Origin of the sequence: Actinoplanes sp. TFC3, from assembly GCF_001553785.1 — a bacterium.
In the GTDB taxonomy this organism is placed as follows: Bacteria; Actinomycetota; Actinomycetes; order Mycobacteriales; family Micromonosporaceae; genus Actinoplanes.
This window is the reverse complement of sequence record NZ_LOJP01000001.1, coordinates 144,913-160,686: the sequence shown is the minus strand read 5'-3', so window position 1 is coordinate 160,686 and position 15,774 is coordinate 144,913. Positions and strand designations below refer to the sequence as shown.

At 67.8% G+C, this 15,774-nt stretch carries 13 protein-coding genes; 5 read left to right on the top strand and 8 right to left on the bottom strand.

The window, feature by feature from the left end; translation table 11 throughout:
* Positions 1 to 71: 71 nt before the first annotated feature.
* Positions 72 to 1,364 carry an adenylosuccinate synthase gene (locus tag TFC3_RS00700; protein WP_067494147.1) on the bottom strand — a complete coding sequence of 431 codons (1,293 nt, stop codon included), beginning with the start codon at positions 1,362 to 1,364 and terminating at the stop codon, positions 72 to 74.
* A gap of 235 nt (positions 1,365 to 1,599) precedes the next feature.
* Between TFC3_RS00700 and purD the strand changes: the two genes are divergently transcribed.
* The gene (gene purD, locus TFC3_RS00695; protein ID WP_067494144.1) at positions 1,600 to 2,841 is read left to right on the top strand and encodes a phosphoribosylamine--glycine ligase; all 1,242 of its coding nucleotides are present in this window, start codon (positions 1,600 to 1,602) and stop codon (positions 2,839 to 2,841) included.
* A gap of 173 nt (positions 2,842 to 3,014) precedes the next feature.
* On the opposite strand, the gene TFC3_RS00690 is transcribed toward purD, so the two are convergent.
* Positions 3,015 to 3,467 (bottom strand): SCP2 sterol-binding domain-containing protein, encoded by a 453-nt coding sequence (locus tag TFC3_RS00690; RefSeq protein ID WP_067494141.1) that lies wholly within the window; start codon positions 3,465 to 3,467, stop codon positions 3,015 to 3,017.
* Positions 3,468 to 3,599: 132 nt separating this feature from the next.
* Here TFC3_RS00690 and purB point away from each other — a divergent pair, with 132 nt between their 5' ends.
* Complete coding sequence (purB, locus tag TFC3_RS00685) at positions 3,600 to 5,021, top strand: adenylosuccinate lyase (RefSeq protein ID WP_067494140.1); 1,422 nt, start codon at positions 3,600 to 3,602, stop codon at positions 5,019 to 5,021.
* Between the two features lie 8 nt (positions 5,022 to 5,029).
* On the opposite strand, the gene TFC3_RS00680 is transcribed toward purB, so the two are convergent.
* Both TFC3_RS00680 and fbaA read right to left on the bottom strand, forming a co-directional pair.
* Positions 5,030 to 5,596, bottom strand: a complete 567-nt coding sequence (locus TFC3_RS00680) for a hypothetical protein (protein WP_236717913.1) — start codon at positions 5,594 to 5,596, stop codon at positions 5,030 to 5,032.
* 44 nt (positions 5,597 to 5,640) lie between these two features.
* Positions 5,641 to 6,666, bottom strand: a complete 1,026-nt coding sequence (fbaA, locus tag TFC3_RS00675) for a class II fructose-bisphosphate aldolase (RefSeq protein ID WP_067494139.1) — start codon at positions 6,664 to 6,666, stop codon at positions 5,641 to 5,643.
* A 224-nt stretch (positions 6,667 to 6,890) separates the two neighbouring features.
* Here fbaA and TFC3_RS00670 point away from each other — a divergent pair, with 224 nt between their 5' ends.
* From TFC3_RS00670 to TFC3_RS00660, 3 genes are read left to right on the top strand one after another with little or no spacing between them, the layout of a single operon-like run.
* Positions 6,891 to 8,300, top strand: a complete 1,410-nt coding sequence (locus TFC3_RS00670; RefSeq protein ID WP_067494136.1) for a 3' terminal RNA ribose 2'-O-methyltransferase Hen1 — start codon at positions 6,891 to 6,893, stop codon at positions 8,298 to 8,300.
* Positions 8,297 to 10,756, top strand: coding sequence for a polynucleotide kinase-phosphatase (locus TFC3_RS00665; protein WP_067494135.1), 2,460 nt, complete (start codon positions 8,297 to 8,299; stop codon positions 10,754 to 10,756). The genes TFC3_RS00670 and TFC3_RS00665 overlap by 4 nt, the downstream gene beginning before the upstream one ends.
* Positions 10,757 to 10,809: 53 nt before the next feature.
* Positions 10,810 to 11,640: a DedA family protein gene (locus tag TFC3_RS00660; RefSeq protein ID WP_067494133.1), complete on the top strand. Its 831-nt coding sequence runs from the start codon at positions 10,810 to 10,812 to the stop codon at positions 11,638 to 11,640.
* A 637-nt stretch (positions 11,641 to 12,277) separates the two neighbouring features.
* On the opposite strand, the gene TFC3_RS00655 is transcribed toward TFC3_RS00660, so the two are convergent.
* From TFC3_RS00655 to TFC3_RS00645, 4 genes are all read right to left on the bottom strand, one after another.
* Entirely contained in the window at positions 12,278 to 12,655 is a 378-nt protein-coding gene (locus TFC3_RS00655) for a helix-turn-helix transcriptional regulator (protein WP_014440216.1), read from the bottom strand.
* Positions 12,582 to 13,106 (bottom strand): hypothetical protein, encoded by a 525-nt coding sequence (locus TFC3_RS38445; protein ID WP_173745274.1) that lies wholly within the window; start codon positions 13,104 to 13,106, stop codon positions 12,582 to 12,584. Before TFC3_RS38445 ends, TFC3_RS00655 begins: the two co-directional genes overlap by 74 nt.
* A 637-nt stretch (positions 13,107 to 13,743) precedes the next feature.
* The gene (locus tag TFC3_RS00650; protein WP_067494131.1) at positions 13,744 to 14,793 is read right to left on the bottom strand and encodes a hypothetical protein; all 1,050 of its coding nucleotides are present in this window, start codon (positions 14,791 to 14,793) and stop codon (positions 13,744 to 13,746) included.
* Positions 14,794 to 14,883: 90 nt separating this feature from the next.
* Positions 14,884 to 15,600: a hypothetical protein gene (locus tag TFC3_RS00645; protein ID WP_082771790.1), complete on the bottom strand. Its 717-nt coding sequence runs from the start codon at positions 15,598 to 15,600 to the stop codon at positions 14,884 to 14,886.
* Positions 15,601 to 15,774 lie beyond the last annotated feature (174 nt).

Genomic DNA, 15,774 nt, shown 5'->3' with positions numbered 1-15,774 from the left:
CGCAGCCACCACCCCCGCCGCCCCCGGCGCCCTGGCCCTCAGCCAGGCTGAGCAGGATCACGTCGTACACGTCACGCCTCGCTCAGCACCGAGTGACGCTCGATGACCTCTTCGCGGCCCGGGCCGACGCCGACGACCGAGACGCGGGCGCCGATGCGGCTCTCCACGAACTCGACGAAACGCTGGGCGTTTTCGGGCAGCTCCTCGAAGTGGCGGCAGGTGCTGATGTCCTTCTTCCAGCCGGGCAGCGTCTCGTAGATCGGCACGGCGTGGTGGAAGTCGGACTGGCTGACCGGCATCTCGTCGTGGCGCACGCCGTTGACGTCGTAGGCCACGCAGACCGGGATCTCGTCCAAGCCGTCGTAATTGTCCAGTTTGGTCAGCACGAAGTCGGTGACGCCGTTGATGCGCTGGGCGTAGCGGCCCATCACCAGGTCGAGCCAGCCGATGCGGCGGGGGCGGCCTGTGGTCGTACCGTATTCGTGACCGACCTCACGCAGGTAGTCCCCGACCTTGTCGTGCAGCTCGGTCGGAAAGGGCCCTTCACCCACGCGGCTGGTGAACGCCTTGAGCACCGCGACCACCCGATCGACGCGGGTCGGCGGGATGCCCGAACCGGTGCAGGCCCCCCCGGCAGTCGCATTTGAGCTGGTCACGAACGGGTAGGTGCCGTGGTCGACGTCGAGCAGCGTCGCCTGACCGGCCTCGCAGAGCACAACCTTGCCCTCGTCGAGCGCCTTCGACAGCTCCAAGGCCGTGTCGGCAACCATCGGGCGCAGGCGATCCGTGTACGACAGCAGCTCGGCGATCACCTCATCCGCCTTGATGGCGTTGCGGTTGTAGATCTTGGACAGCACCTGGTTCTTGAACGACAGGGCGGCTTCGACCTTCTGCCGCAGGATCGACTCGTCGAACAGATCCTGGATACGCACGCCGAGCCGGTTCATCTTGTCGGCATAGGTGGGACCGATGCCGCGACCGGTGGTGCCGATCCGCCGCGCCCCGAGGAAGCGCTCGCTGACCTTGTCGAGTGAGCGGTTGTACGACGCGATGACGTGCGCGTTGGCGCTGATGCGCAGCCGGGAGGTGTCGATGCCGCGAGCCTCGAGCCCGTCGAGCTCCTCGAACAGCACGGCCAGGTCGACGACCACGCCGTTGCCGATCACCGGGGTGACGCCGGGCGTGAGGATGCCACTGGGCAGCAGGTGCAGGGCGTACTTCTCACCCTTGATCACCACGGTGTGGCCGGCGTTGTTGCCGCCGTTGAACTTCACCACGTAGTCCAGCCGGTCGCCCAGCAGGTCCGTTGCCTTGCCCTTGCCCTCGTCGCCCCACTGGGCGCCGACCAACACGATCACCGGCACTTGACTGACGCCTTCCGTTGAAACACGTCGTACACGGAGAGGCCCGGGTACTGCCGAAGTTTACGCGACTCCCCAGCTCATCGCTCCCCGGTTGTCCACAGGGCGGTCCGGTTATCCACAGGCTGACCAAGTTATCCACAGGGGGTCATAGCGCTGTCGCACCCCGTGCACTTTGGATTTTGCAGGCTGTGGACAACTTCAAGGGTGATCGGCGGTGGCCCGTAGGATCTGCGGCGTGCGCGTACTTCTGATCGGATCCGGCGGCCGTGAGCATGCCCTCGCCGTCGGCCTCGCCGCCGACCCCTCCGTCGAGCAGCTCATCGCGGCCCCGGGCAATCCGGGCATCGCCGCGGTGGCAACGCTGCGTGATGTCCAGGCCACAGACCCCGTCGCGGTGGCCGCCCTGGCCGTCGAGGTGCAAGCCGACCTGGTGATCATCGGCCCCGAGGCGCCGTTGGTCGCCGGTGTCGCCGACGCCGTGCGGGCCAAGGGCATCGCCTGCTTCGGTCCGAGCGCCGCCGCCGCGCAGCTTGAGGGCTCCAAGGCGTTCGCCAAGGACGTCATGGCCGCCGCAGGAGTTCCAACCGGCAAGGCATTCACCTGCACGACCGCAGCCGAGGTCTCCGCGGCGCTCACCGAGTTCGGCGCTCCGTACGTGGTGAAGAACGACGGTCTGGCCGCCGGCAAGGGCGTGGTCGTAACGGATTCGCTGGCCGCAGCTCAGCAGCACGCCGACGAGTGCGGGCGCGTCGTCATCGAGGAGTTCCTCGACGGCCCCGAGGTGTCGCTGTTCGTGGTCACCGACGGGACGGCCGCGGTGCCGCTGATGCCCGCGCAGGACTTCAAGCGCGCCAACGACGGCGACGAGGGCCCGAACACCGGCGGAATGGGTGCGTACGCTCCCCTGTCCTGGGCCCCCGCCGATCAGGTCGACCGCGTCATGGCCGAAACCGTGGCGCCCACCCTGGCCGAGATGCGCCGCCGTGGCACCCCGTTCGCCGGCCTGCTGTACGTCGGCCTGGCCCTGACCAAGGCCGGCCCGAAGGTGATCGAGTTCAACGCCCGCTTCGGCGACCCGGAAACACAGGTGGTGCTGGCCCTGCTGGCCTCGCCGCTGGGTGAGCTGCTCAACGCCGCGGCAACGGGCACGCTGGCCGGCTTCCCGCCGCTGCGCTGGCACGAGGGCGCGGCGGTCACGGTCGTGGTGGCCAGCCACAACTACCCGGGCACTCCGCGTACGGGCGATGTGATCGACGGTGGTGAGCGGCCCGGCATCATCCACGCGGGCACGGCTCGCCGCGAGGATGGGGCGCTGGTGTCTTCGGGCGGGCGGGTGCTGAGCGTCACGGCGACCGGGCCGGACCTGGCTGGGGCTCGGGCGGCGGCTTACGAGTTGGTCGAGGGGGTGGCGTTGGAGGGCTCGCACCACCGGACGGACATCGCGCTGGCCGCCGTCGAAGGCCGCATCCAGATCTGAGGGTCTGGCCCTGCGGGCGGGCACCGCTTCGCCGGCGGCCTGGCTTCCGCCGGCGGCCGCCGGCGGCTGCGGCTGGCGGCTGGCGGCTGGATTGAGGCGCGTAGCGAGACGGCCCGGAGCGCGATGCTCCGGGCCGTCTCGGAGCCAGGTGCCCGCGGGGCGCGGGCTGGGCGTCAGTTCTTGGGGATGTCGAACAGCTTGGCCACCTGGGCTGCCAGGCCGAGGTCGCCCTTGGCCTTGATCTTCCCGGTCATGAACATCATCATCGGGTTACCGTCGCCCGAGACGACCTTGAGGAACGTCACCGGGTCCATGGTCATCGCCAGCTTGGGCTCACGGGCCGGCTGGTTGGTGACCGTGCAGGCGCCGTTCTCGATCACCGTCTCGTAGGTGTCGGTGGCGCCGCCCGGGCCGCCGGTGATGTTCCAGTGGATGACGGCTTGGGTGCTGCCGGCCCGGTCCGCGCGGAAGAGCGTGGGCATCCGGCCGAAGATCTCGTCCAGGATCTTGCTGCGGGTCTGCGAACCCATGACCTCCGCGATCTTGCTATCCGGGGTCGACTTCACCAGCGCGGCGAACTCCTTCGGACCGACCGTGGCGAGCGACTCGGGGCTGAAATCAGTCATCGTGGACCTTTCGGAATGAGCGCCAGACCTACTGGCGAGTAACCCTAGCGAGAACCGCGTCGTCCTGCAGTCTCTCAACCGCCGCACACTCGCGCTCAGGCCCACCACCACAGCCATGAAAGAATCGGTGCCGTGAGCATCCCGAACGTCCTCGCCAGCCGCTATGCCTCCGCCGACCTGGTCGGCCTGTGGTCACCGGAAGAAAAGATCCGGATGGAGCGCCGGCTCTGGCTCGCCGTCCTGCGCGCCCAGCGTGACCTCGGCATCGCGCTGCCCGACGGCGTAGTCGAGGCGTACGAGCGGGTCGTCGACGACGTGGACCTGGCCAGCATTGCCGAGCGTGAGCGCGTCACCCGCCACGACGTCAAGGCGCGCATCGAGGAGTTCAGCGCGCTCGCGGGCCACGAGCACATCCACAAGGGCATGACGTCGCGGGACCTGACCGAAAACGTCGAGCAGCTGCAGGTACGTGCATCGCTCGAGCTGATCCGCAGCCGCATCGTGGCCACCCTCGCCCGCCTCACCGAACGCGCTGTCGAGTACAGCGACCTGGTCATGACCGGCCGCTCGCACAACGTTGCCGCGCAGGCCACCACACTCGGCAAACGCTTCGCCAGCGCGGCCGAGGAACTGCTCATCGCGTACGACCGCTTGGATGATCTGATCCGTCGTTATCCCCTGCGCGGCATCAAGGGCCCGGTGGGAACAGCCGCCGACCAGCTGGACCTGCTCGACGGCGACGCGAGCAAGCTGGCCGAGCTCGAACGCAAGGTGGCCGAGCACCTCGGTTTCGAGCGCGTGCTGACCAGCGTCGGCCAGGTCTACCCCCGCTCGCTGGACTTCGACGTGGTGTCCGCGCTGGCCCAGGTCGTCGCGGCGCCGTCCTCGCTGGCCACCACGATCCGGCTGATGGTGGGTCAGGAGCTGGTGACCGAGGGCTTCAAGCCGGGCCAGGTCGGCTCCTCGGCCATGCCCCACAAGATGAACACCCGCTCGTCGGAGCGCGTCAACGGCCTCGCGGTCATCGTCCGCGGCTACCTCTCAATGATCGGCGAGCTGGCCGGCGACCAGTGGAACGAGGGCGATGTCTCGTGCTCGGTGGTCCGCCGCGTGGCCCTGCCGGACGCGTTCTTCGCCACCGACGGGCTGTTCCAGACGTTCCTGACGGTGCTGGATGAGTTCGGTGCCTACCCGGCCGTGATCGCCCGGGAACTCGACCGCTTCCTGCCGTTCCTGACCACCACCAAGATCCTGGTGGCGGCGGCCCGCAAGGGAGTAGGCCGCGAAGTGGCCCACGAGGTCATCAAGGAGCACGCGGTAGCGGTCGCCCTGGCCATGCGGGAGAAGGGCATCGCCGACAACGACCTGTTCGACCGCCTCGCCACTGACGGCCGCCTGCAACTGAGCCGGGCAGAGATCGACGCGCTGGTGGCGGACCGGGCGGCGTTCGTGGGTGCGGCCCCGGCGCAGGTGCAAGCGGTGGCCGACCGGGTCGCGGAGATCGTGGCCGCGCATCCGGAGGCAGCGAAGTACGCGCCTGCCCCGATTTTGTGAGCTGCTGGTCAAGCCACGCGGACGCGGCGCCAGCTAGCTACCGGGAGGTCGCGTTCGGGGACGTCGGTGAGGCCGTTTTCATCCATGGCGTTGAAGACGGCCAGCCGGCCGCGGTCGAACAGGAACTCGACGGCGTGCAGGATCCGGGGGCGCCATTCCGCGTTTGTCGTGCGTTCGATGATGTTGACTTCGCGCAGCGCCTTGCCGCGTACTTTGCGCAGCGCGGGGTGGGGGTCGGCGCGCCAGTCGAGTTGGATGTCGGTGCCGGCCCAGTCGACAGGGGCGGTCATGTCGACCTGGTCCCAGCTGATCGCGCACTCGTCGAACTTGCGGTGGGTTATCTCGACATTCGACTCACCGAAGGCGAGGATGACCGGACCGTCGGCGAACCAGCCGCGGGCTGCCATGTCCCACATGAGCCAGCCGGCGAGCAGCTTCTTGCCGATGAGCCGCTGGAACCGTGGCCGGTGGACGGCGGCCAGGGCCACGGCGTCGTGGTGCCATTCGGGTTCGTAACCCTCGATGCCGAGCAAGATCACCGCCTTCGGGGAACAGAAGACAACGATCGTACTCACTGGCGGCTGGCCCCCGTCGATGAGGACCAGCCGCAGGTGAGGGACTACTTGGCGAGCGAGGTACCCGTCGAGCGCAGGTGCTCGCAGGCCTCGACAACGCGCTGGGCCAGGCCGTTCTCGGCCAGCTTGCCCCAGGCGCGGGGGTCGTACGCCTTCTTGTTGCCGACCTCGCCGTCGATCTTCAGCACGCCGTCGTAGTTCTTCAGGACGTGGTCGACCACCGGGCGGGTGAACGCGTACTGGGTGTCGGTGTCGATGTTCATCTTGACCACGCCGTAGTCCAGCGCGCCGTGGATCTCCGACAGCAGCGAGCCCGAGCCGCCGTGGAACACCAGGTCGAACGGCTTCTCCTTGCCGTACTTGGCGCCGACGGCCTCCTGGATCTCCTTGAGGATCTCCGGGCGCAGCTTGACGTTGCCGGGCTTGTAGACGCCGTGCACGTTGCCGAACGTGAGGGCGGTCATGTAGCGGCCCTTCTCGCCCAGGCCCAGCGCGGCGGCGGTGGCCAGGCCGTCCTCGACCGTCGAGTACAGCTTGTCGTCGATGGCGGCTGAGACGCCGTCCTCCTCGCCGCCCACGACGCCGACCTCGATCTCGAGGACGATCTTCGCGGCCGCGGCCAGGGCCAGCAGCTCCTCGGCGATCTGCAGGTTCTCGTCGACCGGCACGGCCGAGCCGTCCCACATGTGCGACTGGAACAGCGGCGCCTGCCCGTTCGCCACGCGCTCCTTGCTCAGGGCCAGCAGCGGGCGGACGTACTTGTCGAGCTTGTCCTTGGGGCAGTGGTCGGTGTGCAGCGCAATGTTGATCGGGTAGTTCTTGGCCACCTCGGTGGCGAACTCGGCGAGTGCCACGGCACCGGTGATCATGTTCTTCACGGTCGGGCCGGACGCGTACTCGGCGCCGCCGGTGGAGATCTGAATGATGCCGTCACTGCCCGCCTCGGCGAAGCCCTGCAGCGCCGCGTTCAGCGTCTGCGAGGAGGTGACGTTGATCGCGGGATACGCGAACGCGCCGGCTTTGGCGCGGTCGAGCATCTCGGCATAGACCTCGGGGGAAGCGATGGGCATCGGGAGCGCTCCTTGATCTTTGGGACGGGACCGGGCTGTCCTCCAGCAGGAAGTATTACCCAGGCCAGGAAAGCCGCGGTAATCACCCCGTTATCCGCTCACCGGCACGCCACTCAAAGGCTGCCCGTAGTTCCTGCTCGATGGCGGTGACCGATCGCTGGGACGGACGGATGCGCGCGTCAAATCGGTCGCCGGGGCTGGCTGGGGGCTGACATCATCGGCGCGTGCTGCTCACCGTGACAACCACCCATCGGCCAGCGACCGATCTCGGTTACCTGCTGGTCAAGCATCCCGATCGGACCCACGCTTTCGACGTTCCCACCGGTACGGCGCACGTCCTCTTCCCGGACGCGGCCGACGATCGGTGCACCGCGGCGTTGCTGCTCGAGGTGGATCCGCAGCGGCTGGGTGGCGGTCGTCAGCAGGCGGCACCGGATTCGTTCACGCTGGGGCAGTTTGTCAACGATCGTCCGTACGCGGCTTCGAGTCTGTTGGCGAGCGCGCTGGCGAAGGTGTTCCGCAGTGCGTTGCGCGGCGAGTCCCGGGACCGTCCGGAGCTGGCCGGTACGCCGATCCCGCTGGAGATCCACGTGCCGGTGCTGCGGTGCAAGGGTGACCCGGCGGAGCTGTTCGAGCCGCTGGGCTGGACGGCCACCGCGCGCCCGATCCCGCTGGACGACGTGCCCGACGACCACCCGCTCGCCGGCAACAGCGTGTACGTCGACCTGACGCTGACCGGGACACTGCGACTGGCCGACGCGCTCAACCACTTGTACGTGCTGCTGCCGGTGCTGGACGACGCGAAGCACTACTGGGTGGCGCCGGACGAGATCGACAAGTTGCTGCGCGCGGGGTCGGGGTGGCTGGCCGATCACCCGGCGAAGGTGCTGATCGCCCGGCGCTACCTTGCTCACCGGCGTTCGCTGGCCGCGTCGGCGCTGGACCAGCTGACACCGGACAGGTCCGACACAGTGGACGTCGCTGAGGACGCGGCTCCGGACGAAGAGGCAGAGCTGCCTGTCGTACGTAAGCAGCCCCTCGCCGAGCAGCGCCGCGACGCAGTCCTGGCCGCACTCGCCGACTCCGGGGCCACGCGGGTACTCGACCTCGGGTGCGGCGGGGGTGCCCTGCTCGGCGCGCTGCTCAAGGACAAGCGATACACCGAGATCGTCGGCACCGACGTGTCGTCCCGGGCACTCGATCTGGCCCACAAGCGGCTGCATCTCGACCGGCTCCCGGAGCGCCAGCAGGGGCGGATCAAGGTGTGGCAGTCGGCTTTGACGTACCGCGATGACCGGTTGAAAGGCTTTGACGCGGCGGTGCTGATGGAGGTCATCGAGCATGTCGACCTGCCCCGGCTGCCGGCTCTGGAGGAGTCCGTGTTCGGTCATGCCCGGCCCGCTACGGTCATCGTGACCACGCCAAATGCCGAGTACAACGTGCTTTATGAGGGGCTGACCGGTATGCGGCACAGCGACCATCGTTTCGAGTGGTCACGGGCCGACTTCAGCGCTTGGGCAGATCGGACAGCGGCGGCTCACGGCTACCGCGTTGCGTTGCACGGCGTGGGCGAATCGGATGAATCGCTGGGATCGCCGACCCAGATGGCCGTCTTCACCAGGGAGGACTCATGATCGACATCCCCGAACTCGCCCTGGTGGCGCTCGTTGGCATCTCCGGGTCCGGCAAATCGACGTTCGCGCGCGACCACTTCGCGCCTACTCAGGTGCTCTCCTCGGACTACTTCCGTGGGCTCGTGGCCGACGACGAGAACGACCAGTCCGCCTCGGCCGACGCGTTCGACGTGTTGCACTACGTAGCCGGCAAGCGCCTCAAGGCGGGCCGGCTGACCGTCGTCGACGCCACCAACCTGCAGTCGCATGCCCGCGCCGGCCTGGTCAAGGTCGCCCGCGAGCACGACGTGTTGCCGGTGGCGATCGTGCTCGACGTGCCCGAGGCACTCGCCTGGGAGCGCACCCAGGGGCGCCCGGACCGTACGTTCGGCCGTCAGGTTCTCACCCGAATGCACCGTGACCTGCGACGATCCCTCGGTCAGCTGGCCCGCGAGGGCTTCCGCAAGGTGCACGTGCTGCGCGGGCCGGACGAGATCGCCGGGGCCACGTTCCGCTACGAGAAGCTGTTCAACGACAAGCGCGAACTCACCGGCCCGTTCGACATCATCGGCGACGTGCACGGCTGCCACGCCGAACTGGTCGAGCTGCTAACCACGCTCGGTTACGCCGTGACCGCCGACAATGCCGTCCACCCGGAGGGCCGCACCGCGGTGTTCGTTGGTGACCTGGTCGACCGTGGCCCCGATTCCCCGGGCGTGTTGCGCCTTGTGATGGGGATGGTCAAAGCCGGCACCGCGCTTTGCGTTCCCGGCAACCACGAGCAGAAGCTCGCCCGCAAACTCAACGGCCGCACCGTGCAGCTCACCCATGGACTGCCGGAAACGCTCGCCCAGTTGGAGGAACAGACCCCGGAGTTCGTTCAGGACGTCCGTACGTTCATAGATGGCCTGGTCAGCCACTACGTGCTCGACGATGGCCGGCTCGTAGTCGCGCACGCCGGGCTCAAGGAGCCCTACCACGGGCGCGCGTCGGGGCGGGTGCGCTCGTTCGCGCTCTACGGCGGAACCACTGGCGAAACCGACGAATACGGACTTCCGGTGCGCTACCCGTGGGCCCGCGACTACCGCGGCTCAGCGGCGGTCGTCTACGGCCACACGCCCACGCCGGTCCCGGAGTGGATCAACAACACGATCTGTCTGGACACCGGATGCGTGTTCGGCGGCAAGCTGACGGCGCTGCGCTGGCCGTCCCGCGAACTCGTCTCGGTGCCCGCCGCCAAGGAGTACTACGCCCCGGCCCGCCCGCTCGTGCCTGCGGAACCACGCCCGGACGACAGCCTCGATCTGGCCGACGTGACCGGAAGGCGACACCTCGATTACGGGTACGGCCGCACCACGGTTGCCGCCGAGAATGCGGCAGCCGCGCTGGAGGTGATGAGCCGGTTCGCGCTCGACCCGCGGACCCTGGTGTGGCTGCCGCCGACCATGGCGCCCTGCTCGACGGCTTCGGTCGAGGGCTACCTGGAACACCCGTCGACCGCGTTCGCCGACATGCGCGGGGCCGGGGTGACGACGGTGGTGTGCGAGGAGAAGCACATGGGGTCCCGGGCGGTCGTACGGGTGTCGCGGGATGGTTCGGGGGATGCGATCTGGACTCGTACCGGCCGGCCGTTCTTCGATTCTGCTCGTAATGACGCCTTGCTGGATCGGGTGCGGGCTGCTGCGGTTTCGGCGGGCGTGCTTGATGAGGGGGGGTTGCTGCTCGACACGGAGCTTCTGCCCTGGTCGGCCAAGGCCGGTGGGTTGATCCGGGAGCGGTATGCCTCGGTTGGTGCTGCTGGCCGGGCGGCTTTGCCCGCTGCCCTGTCAGTTGTTGAGCGAGCTTCCGCGCGCGGGCTTGATGTTGCGGCTCTCCATGATCGCCTCGCTCTGCGTTCCCAGGAGGTTTCAGACTTTTCCGATTCTTACCGTATTTACGCTCAGCCGGCCGAGGTCACGATCGCGCCGTTCGCGGTGCTCGCGGCGCCGGGGGTCAGCCATAAGGACAAGGACCACGGCTGGCACCTCGGCATCGCCGACAAACTGGTGGAAGCCGACCGGACACTCTTCACGCCCACCCGGCGGATGGTGGTCGATCTGAGCGATCCGGCGGCCGAGCAGGCGGCAACCCAGTGGTGGCTCGATCTCACTGCGGGTGGCGGCGAGGGCATGGTCGTCAAGCCGTACGCCGGCCTGGGCGCCACCGACGCGAAGGGCCGGCTCGTTCAGCCGGGGGTGAAATGCCGGGGCCGGGAGTACCTGCGGATCATCTACGGACCCGAGTACACCCGTCCTGAACAGCTCGAACGTCTGCGCCAGCGCAACCTGGGCCGCAAGCGGGGGCTCGCCCTGCGCGAACATGGCTTGGGGCTGGCCGCCCTCGACCGGCTGGCCGAAGGTGCCGCGCTGTGGCGGGTGCACGAGCTCGTCTTCGCGATCCTGGCTGCCGAGTCCGAGCCGGTGGACCCTCGGTTGTAATCCATAGCATTCGTACAGCTGTCGCTTTGGGAAGGACCGGTACCCTTCCTCCCGTGGAGCTTCATGCGCTGACCGAACAGCTCGCCCTCAACCCGTTGAACGCGAAGGATCTGCTGCAGACCTTCGGGCTCATCGGGGTCTGGGCGATTCTCTTCGCGGAAACCGGCCTGCTGGTCGGCTTCTTCTTCCCCGGGGACTCCCTGCTGTTCCTGGCCGGCGTAGCCGCGTCGCCCGTCGCCGACTCAATCTTCGGCGACGGCACGCGGATCTCCCTTACCGGTCTGTTGATCGGTGCGCCGCTGTGCGCCATCATCGGCGCCCAGCTAGGCCACCTGCTCGGCGCCAAGTACGGCCGCCGCATGTTCGACCGCTCGGACAGCAAACTGTTCAAGCGCGAATACGTGGAAAAAGCGGAGTACTACTTCGAGAAGTTCGGCCCGGCCAAGGCCGTGGTCCTGGCCCGCTTCATCCCGATCGTGCGCACGTTCCTCAACCCGGTAGCGGGCACCCTGGGCATGCCGGCCCGCCAATTCCTCCTCTGGAACGTGGTCGGCGCCATCCTCTGGTGCGACGGCGTCCTGCTGATCGGCTACCTGCTGGCCCAGCAGATCTACGACGCCATCGGCGACAAAATCGACCACTACATCCTGCCGGTCGTCTTCGTCATCGTGCTCATCTCGATCCTGCCGATCCTCATCGAGATGCTGCGCGAGCGTAAGGCCAAGAAGCGCGCCCTGGCGGAGGGTCGCCCGGCGGAGGACGCCACGCCGGCTGCGGCTATTGGGGTTGTTGCCGCGGCTACGGTCGCGGGGATTGCCGAGGAGTTCGCGGATCGGGATGAGGACGAGGGGCCGCGGAATCATCGGCCTCGGCATTCCGCTTAGGGGTACAGCTTGGGCGTCAGGCTCGGGCTTTGACTTCGGCTTCGCGCTGGCTTGAGCTGGAGTATGCGCTCGCGGAGCCCTTACCGCCGCACATCCGGCGAGGGTTCCCGCCTGGCGTCACCGGCTCAACCCGTGTGTGACGCCAGGCCACTTCTTGCGCGCCGATCACGGCTGCGCTGAAACGCCACCGATCCCGGCCTGACCTCTTCCGACCCGGTCGCCCAAAGTCGGCTGCTCCGCGCGGCCCGCCAGCCACGTGAGCATTGCCACATCGCGCCGAACCGATCGCTCAGCCCGGCCTACTTCCGTCACCTCAAACCGATCGCCTGGGCCGGCCCGCCCTCTCAACCGAACCTCGCGATTCGAGCGGTCCCAATCCCACGGGCGTCCCGATCCATCCGGCCGCTGCCCGATCCCTCTGGCGAGCGTCCCGACCGCTCGGGCTATTGCTCGTCCGGCAGGCGGCGCCTCGATCGCGCACCGCTAGGCCCGGTCAGAGCCGCGCAGCCCGTCCTCACGCGCATGTGCTCTGCCCGGGCCCGCTCGGTGCGTGAGCGGGCTCCTTGCCGTCCGTCTTGCCGTGCGAATCCCCGTGCTTACCTGGCCCGCGCGGGCTCTTGCGAGACCCGCGCGGTGCTCAGCGAGCCTTCTTCGTGGCGCGCTTGCGCGGCGGCGTGAGCAGGTCCGCGATGGTTGCGATCGCGGTCGGCACCAGCCGGTAGTACGCCCACACACCACGCTTCTCGCGCTCCAGCAGACCCGCCTCGGTGAGGATCCGCAGGTGGTGGCTCACGGTCGGCTGGGACAGCCCGAGCGGGGCGGTGAGGTCGCAAACACACGCCTCGCCGTCCGTTGCGGACTGAATCAGGCTGAGCAACCGAAGCCGTGCGGGGTCCGCGAGTGCCTTCAGCACTCCGGCCAGACGCTCGGCATCGGCTCGTTCAATAGGCTCGCCGGCTAGCGGCGAGATCTGAGGCATTGTCATTTCCGCCAACGCAGTTCCCACGATCTCCATCCTTCCACCAACTGCATCGATTCTCCTGCATATGTGCAGGAACGAACCGGCTGACTTTCGGGCCATAAGGCCGAAGACGGTCGAACGAGAGGTTGATCGGCGACGCCTGTCCGGCACCCCGCGCGGCAGCGTCCGCACCCCGATCGACCATTTCGCCTACACCGACTTCGGTCTCTGCCTCCTGCAACGCCTCAGGCGCCTTCTGGTCGCTGCCCATCGCCGTAGAGGTGCTCGATCCCCGCCCCTGGAGTGAGCCGTCCCACATTTCGATGTCGCGATCAGTACGGTGACCACCCAGCGTCCGCCCGGTCGCTGGAACGTTCCTGTCCCCCACCACCACTCGGTGCGGGACGGCGCCACAGTCAGCATCTCGACCCGATGAAAGCACGGCATAACGCTGCGCGACGGGCAATTCAGTGATGAATTCACGCAGGTCGTGATGCGCTTCCATGACATCGAGAGTACTGGCTGTCTGGAAACTGGAACGTTCTGCCCTGCCGGGGCGTAAAGGAACTATTGACGCAGGCCTAAACCCATGAGTAACCGGAAATAATGTTAACTGAGACATCTGGAAGAACCGGTTCAGACTACGCATAGATGCAGCTCAAAGCGCCTGTAACGGCCTCACTTCTGGGGGTACGGCACAACGGAGGTCATCGAACGACCACGCGCTGACACCGATGTCACTCCTGCACTTGTGCCCGTCCAATGGGAAACGCCGCCCACTCAGCGAACGAGAAGGCCGTGATGGCGCCCAACGATACCCGTTCGGGTGACCCACGCCCGTCGATGTGATGTCCCCCGCCAACAGGCCGGATACACCTCTTGAGCGTGCCAGATAACGGGGGCGGGCGCCGTTTGCGTCACATCGTGATCATGGACGCGGCCGGGAAAGAGAAAGATCGATGCACGGTCGGGGCACCGTCACTCTCCGGAGTCGACAGCCACTCGGGGGCCGACCGTCCGAAATGGGGGCCAAGACGACTCTGCGGACGGGGGCGAAGACAACTTCGTGAACTTGGCCAGAAAGTGAATTCGGTTCCCTTGGAAAAAGCTGAGAGTTCTGCCCGGTCTTGGAAAATGCTGAGTTAAAGCTCCGGCCGTTCTTCGGACGCCGGCGACGACTCGGGGGTTACGGGAGCTTCCCGTGTTTCTGGAGTCGAGTTTGCGACAGGTGCCGAGGTTTTCATTTCAGCGTTGCTCGATGTGGCGGGTGTCTCGGGTAAAGAAGTCTCCGGCCCAATCGGAGCCGAGGGGACGGTCGGGCGCGGCGGAGCCCAAGGACTCGCCTCGCCGGCAGCTTCGGCTGGAGACGGCGAGGGATAAGGAGCGCCGTAGGTGGGCTGAGCGCCCAGTCCCGGCTGCCCGTAATCAGGCGCCGGAAAAGTCGGCAGCCCAAACCCCGCCTGCCCGTAACCGGCCTGCCCGTAACCGGCTTGCCCGTAACCGGCTTGCCCGTAACCAGGCTGCCCAAAAGCCGGCTGCCCACCCGCACCCGGCCCATAAGCACCCAGTCCCCCACCCGAAGAGCTTGGAGCAGCGAACGGATCCGGCGGCAGCGCCTTGGGTGCCCGTCCGAAGAACGCCCGCGGTGCCATCAGCAGCAGCACCCCGACCACCACGTACCCGAACATCTGGGCGATGGAGACCGCGACATTGAGCGGAATCCAGGCTCCCGGGTACGCGTCCCCGAGCGCGGCCCCGGTCGTACCCGGAGTGGAGTCGCCGCTGCGTTGCAGGGCAACGGTGATCGTGGAGGCCAAGCCGGCAAGCAGGCCGAGGGCGCACACCACGAGGGTGGCGATGCGAACGGCGTTGCTGCCGCGGCGCAGACCCATGGCGAGCACCACGTACAAGGCGAAGAGCAGGATCGCGACCACCGCACCGACGGCTGCGCCGATCCAGATGACCGTGACGAAGTTGTCGGTGGTGCCCGAGGTGCCGGCTGCGGCGCGGAAGCGGCTGACCGTGCCGGGGGCGATGATCAGGGTGGCTACCGCGTAGCCGAGGCCGGCTACCGCCATGACGAGCAGCAGCAGGGTTGCGAAGCTGACCGTGGCCGGCCTGGGTGATTGCTCAGCCGGTGGCGACGCGGGCTGAGGCGCGGCTGCGGCAGGCGGCTGGACTGCGTACGACATGGGCGTCTCCCGGCTGTTCCGTTGCGCCCGAACCTACCCGGACACGGCACGCGCCGCCGGGCTTACCCGGCGGCGCGTGATCTAGCTGTGTCAGATGGGATCTGTCGGCGGCCGGTCCTGGCCCTGCTGAGGCGGCGGCGCGCTCTGCTGCGGCGGCGGCGCGCTCCAAGGATCAGCAGCCGGTGGGTGCTGCGGGTGCTGGGGCTGCTGCGGGTGCTGGGGGTACTGCGGCGCGGAAGGATAGGGGTACTGCGGCGGGTATCCCGGGTACGGCATTGCCGGGTTCCAGGATCCCTGAGGCTTGCGGAAGTAGTTGTTGGCGGCCGGGAGCGCGAGCAGGATCAGCGCCCCGAGCAGGGCCAGCACCACGAGCACCGTCAGCGTTGTGGTCACGCCGCCGTACCAGCCGGGAAGCTCGGCCGACAGGCGACTCTCGATCTCGGACTGGCTGGGTCCCGAGGTGTCGGTCTCGAGGTTCATGCCGCGGGTAGCGGCATTGCCGAGCAGCCCGAAGCCGCTGCAGCAGAGGAAGATGCCGCCGATCACCCAGGTGGTGATGCGCGAGCCCTGCCGGCCCCGGTTGTTGAAGATGGCCAGGATGACCAGGCCCGCCGAGAACAAGACGTTGATCGCGAGGCTGCCCACGATGGCGGCGACGGCCAGGGTCTTGAGGGTGCTGCCATTGGTCGTGGTGTTGTACTCGCCGTAGACGTCCTGGACCGTGGAGATGGTGGTCAGCGCCAGCAAGGCCGCGATCAGCGACGCTGTGGCGGCCAGATAGAGCAGGTACGACGAGATGGTTACCACGCTTGGGCGTGCAGGTGGTGCGGTCGGTGGCGTCCCCGGATACATCGGTGCTCCCATCCTTGATCCGCTCACGGTATCGGGTGGCCGCCAAGCCACCGGATCCGCACGCGGCACCGAAGGGCACCAAATGGGCGGACCACCGGACGCAGAGTCGCAGGATGTGGCACTATCGCC

What these genes read in the sequence shown, in the direction of transcription:
- TFC3_RS00690 (WP_067494141.1), bottom strand. Translation starts at nt 3,467, where the DNA reads ATGACTGATTTCAGCCCCGAGTCGCTCGCCACGGTCGGTCCGAAGGAG.
- fbaA (WP_067494139.1), bottom strand. Translation starts at nt 6,666, where the DNA reads ATGCCCATCGCTTCCCCCGAGGTCTATGCCGAGATGCTCGACCGCGCC.
- TFC3_RS00665 (WP_067494135.1), top strand. Translation starts at nt 8,297, where the DNA reads ATGATCGACATCCCCGAACTCGCCCTGGTGGCGCTCGTTGGCATCTCC.
- TFC3_RS00655 (WP_014440216.1), bottom strand. Translation starts at nt 12,655, where the DNA reads ATGGAGATCGTGGGAACTGCGTTGGCGGAAATGACAATGCCTCAGATC.
- TFC3_RS38445 (WP_173745274.1), bottom strand. Translation starts at nt 13,106, where the DNA reads ATGGAAGCGCATCACGACCTGCGTGAATTCATCACTGAATTGCCCGTC.
- TFC3_RS00650 (WP_067494131.1), bottom strand. Translation starts at nt 14,793, where the DNA reads ATGTCGTACGCAGTCCAGCCGCCTGCCGCAGCCGCGCCTCAGCCCGCG.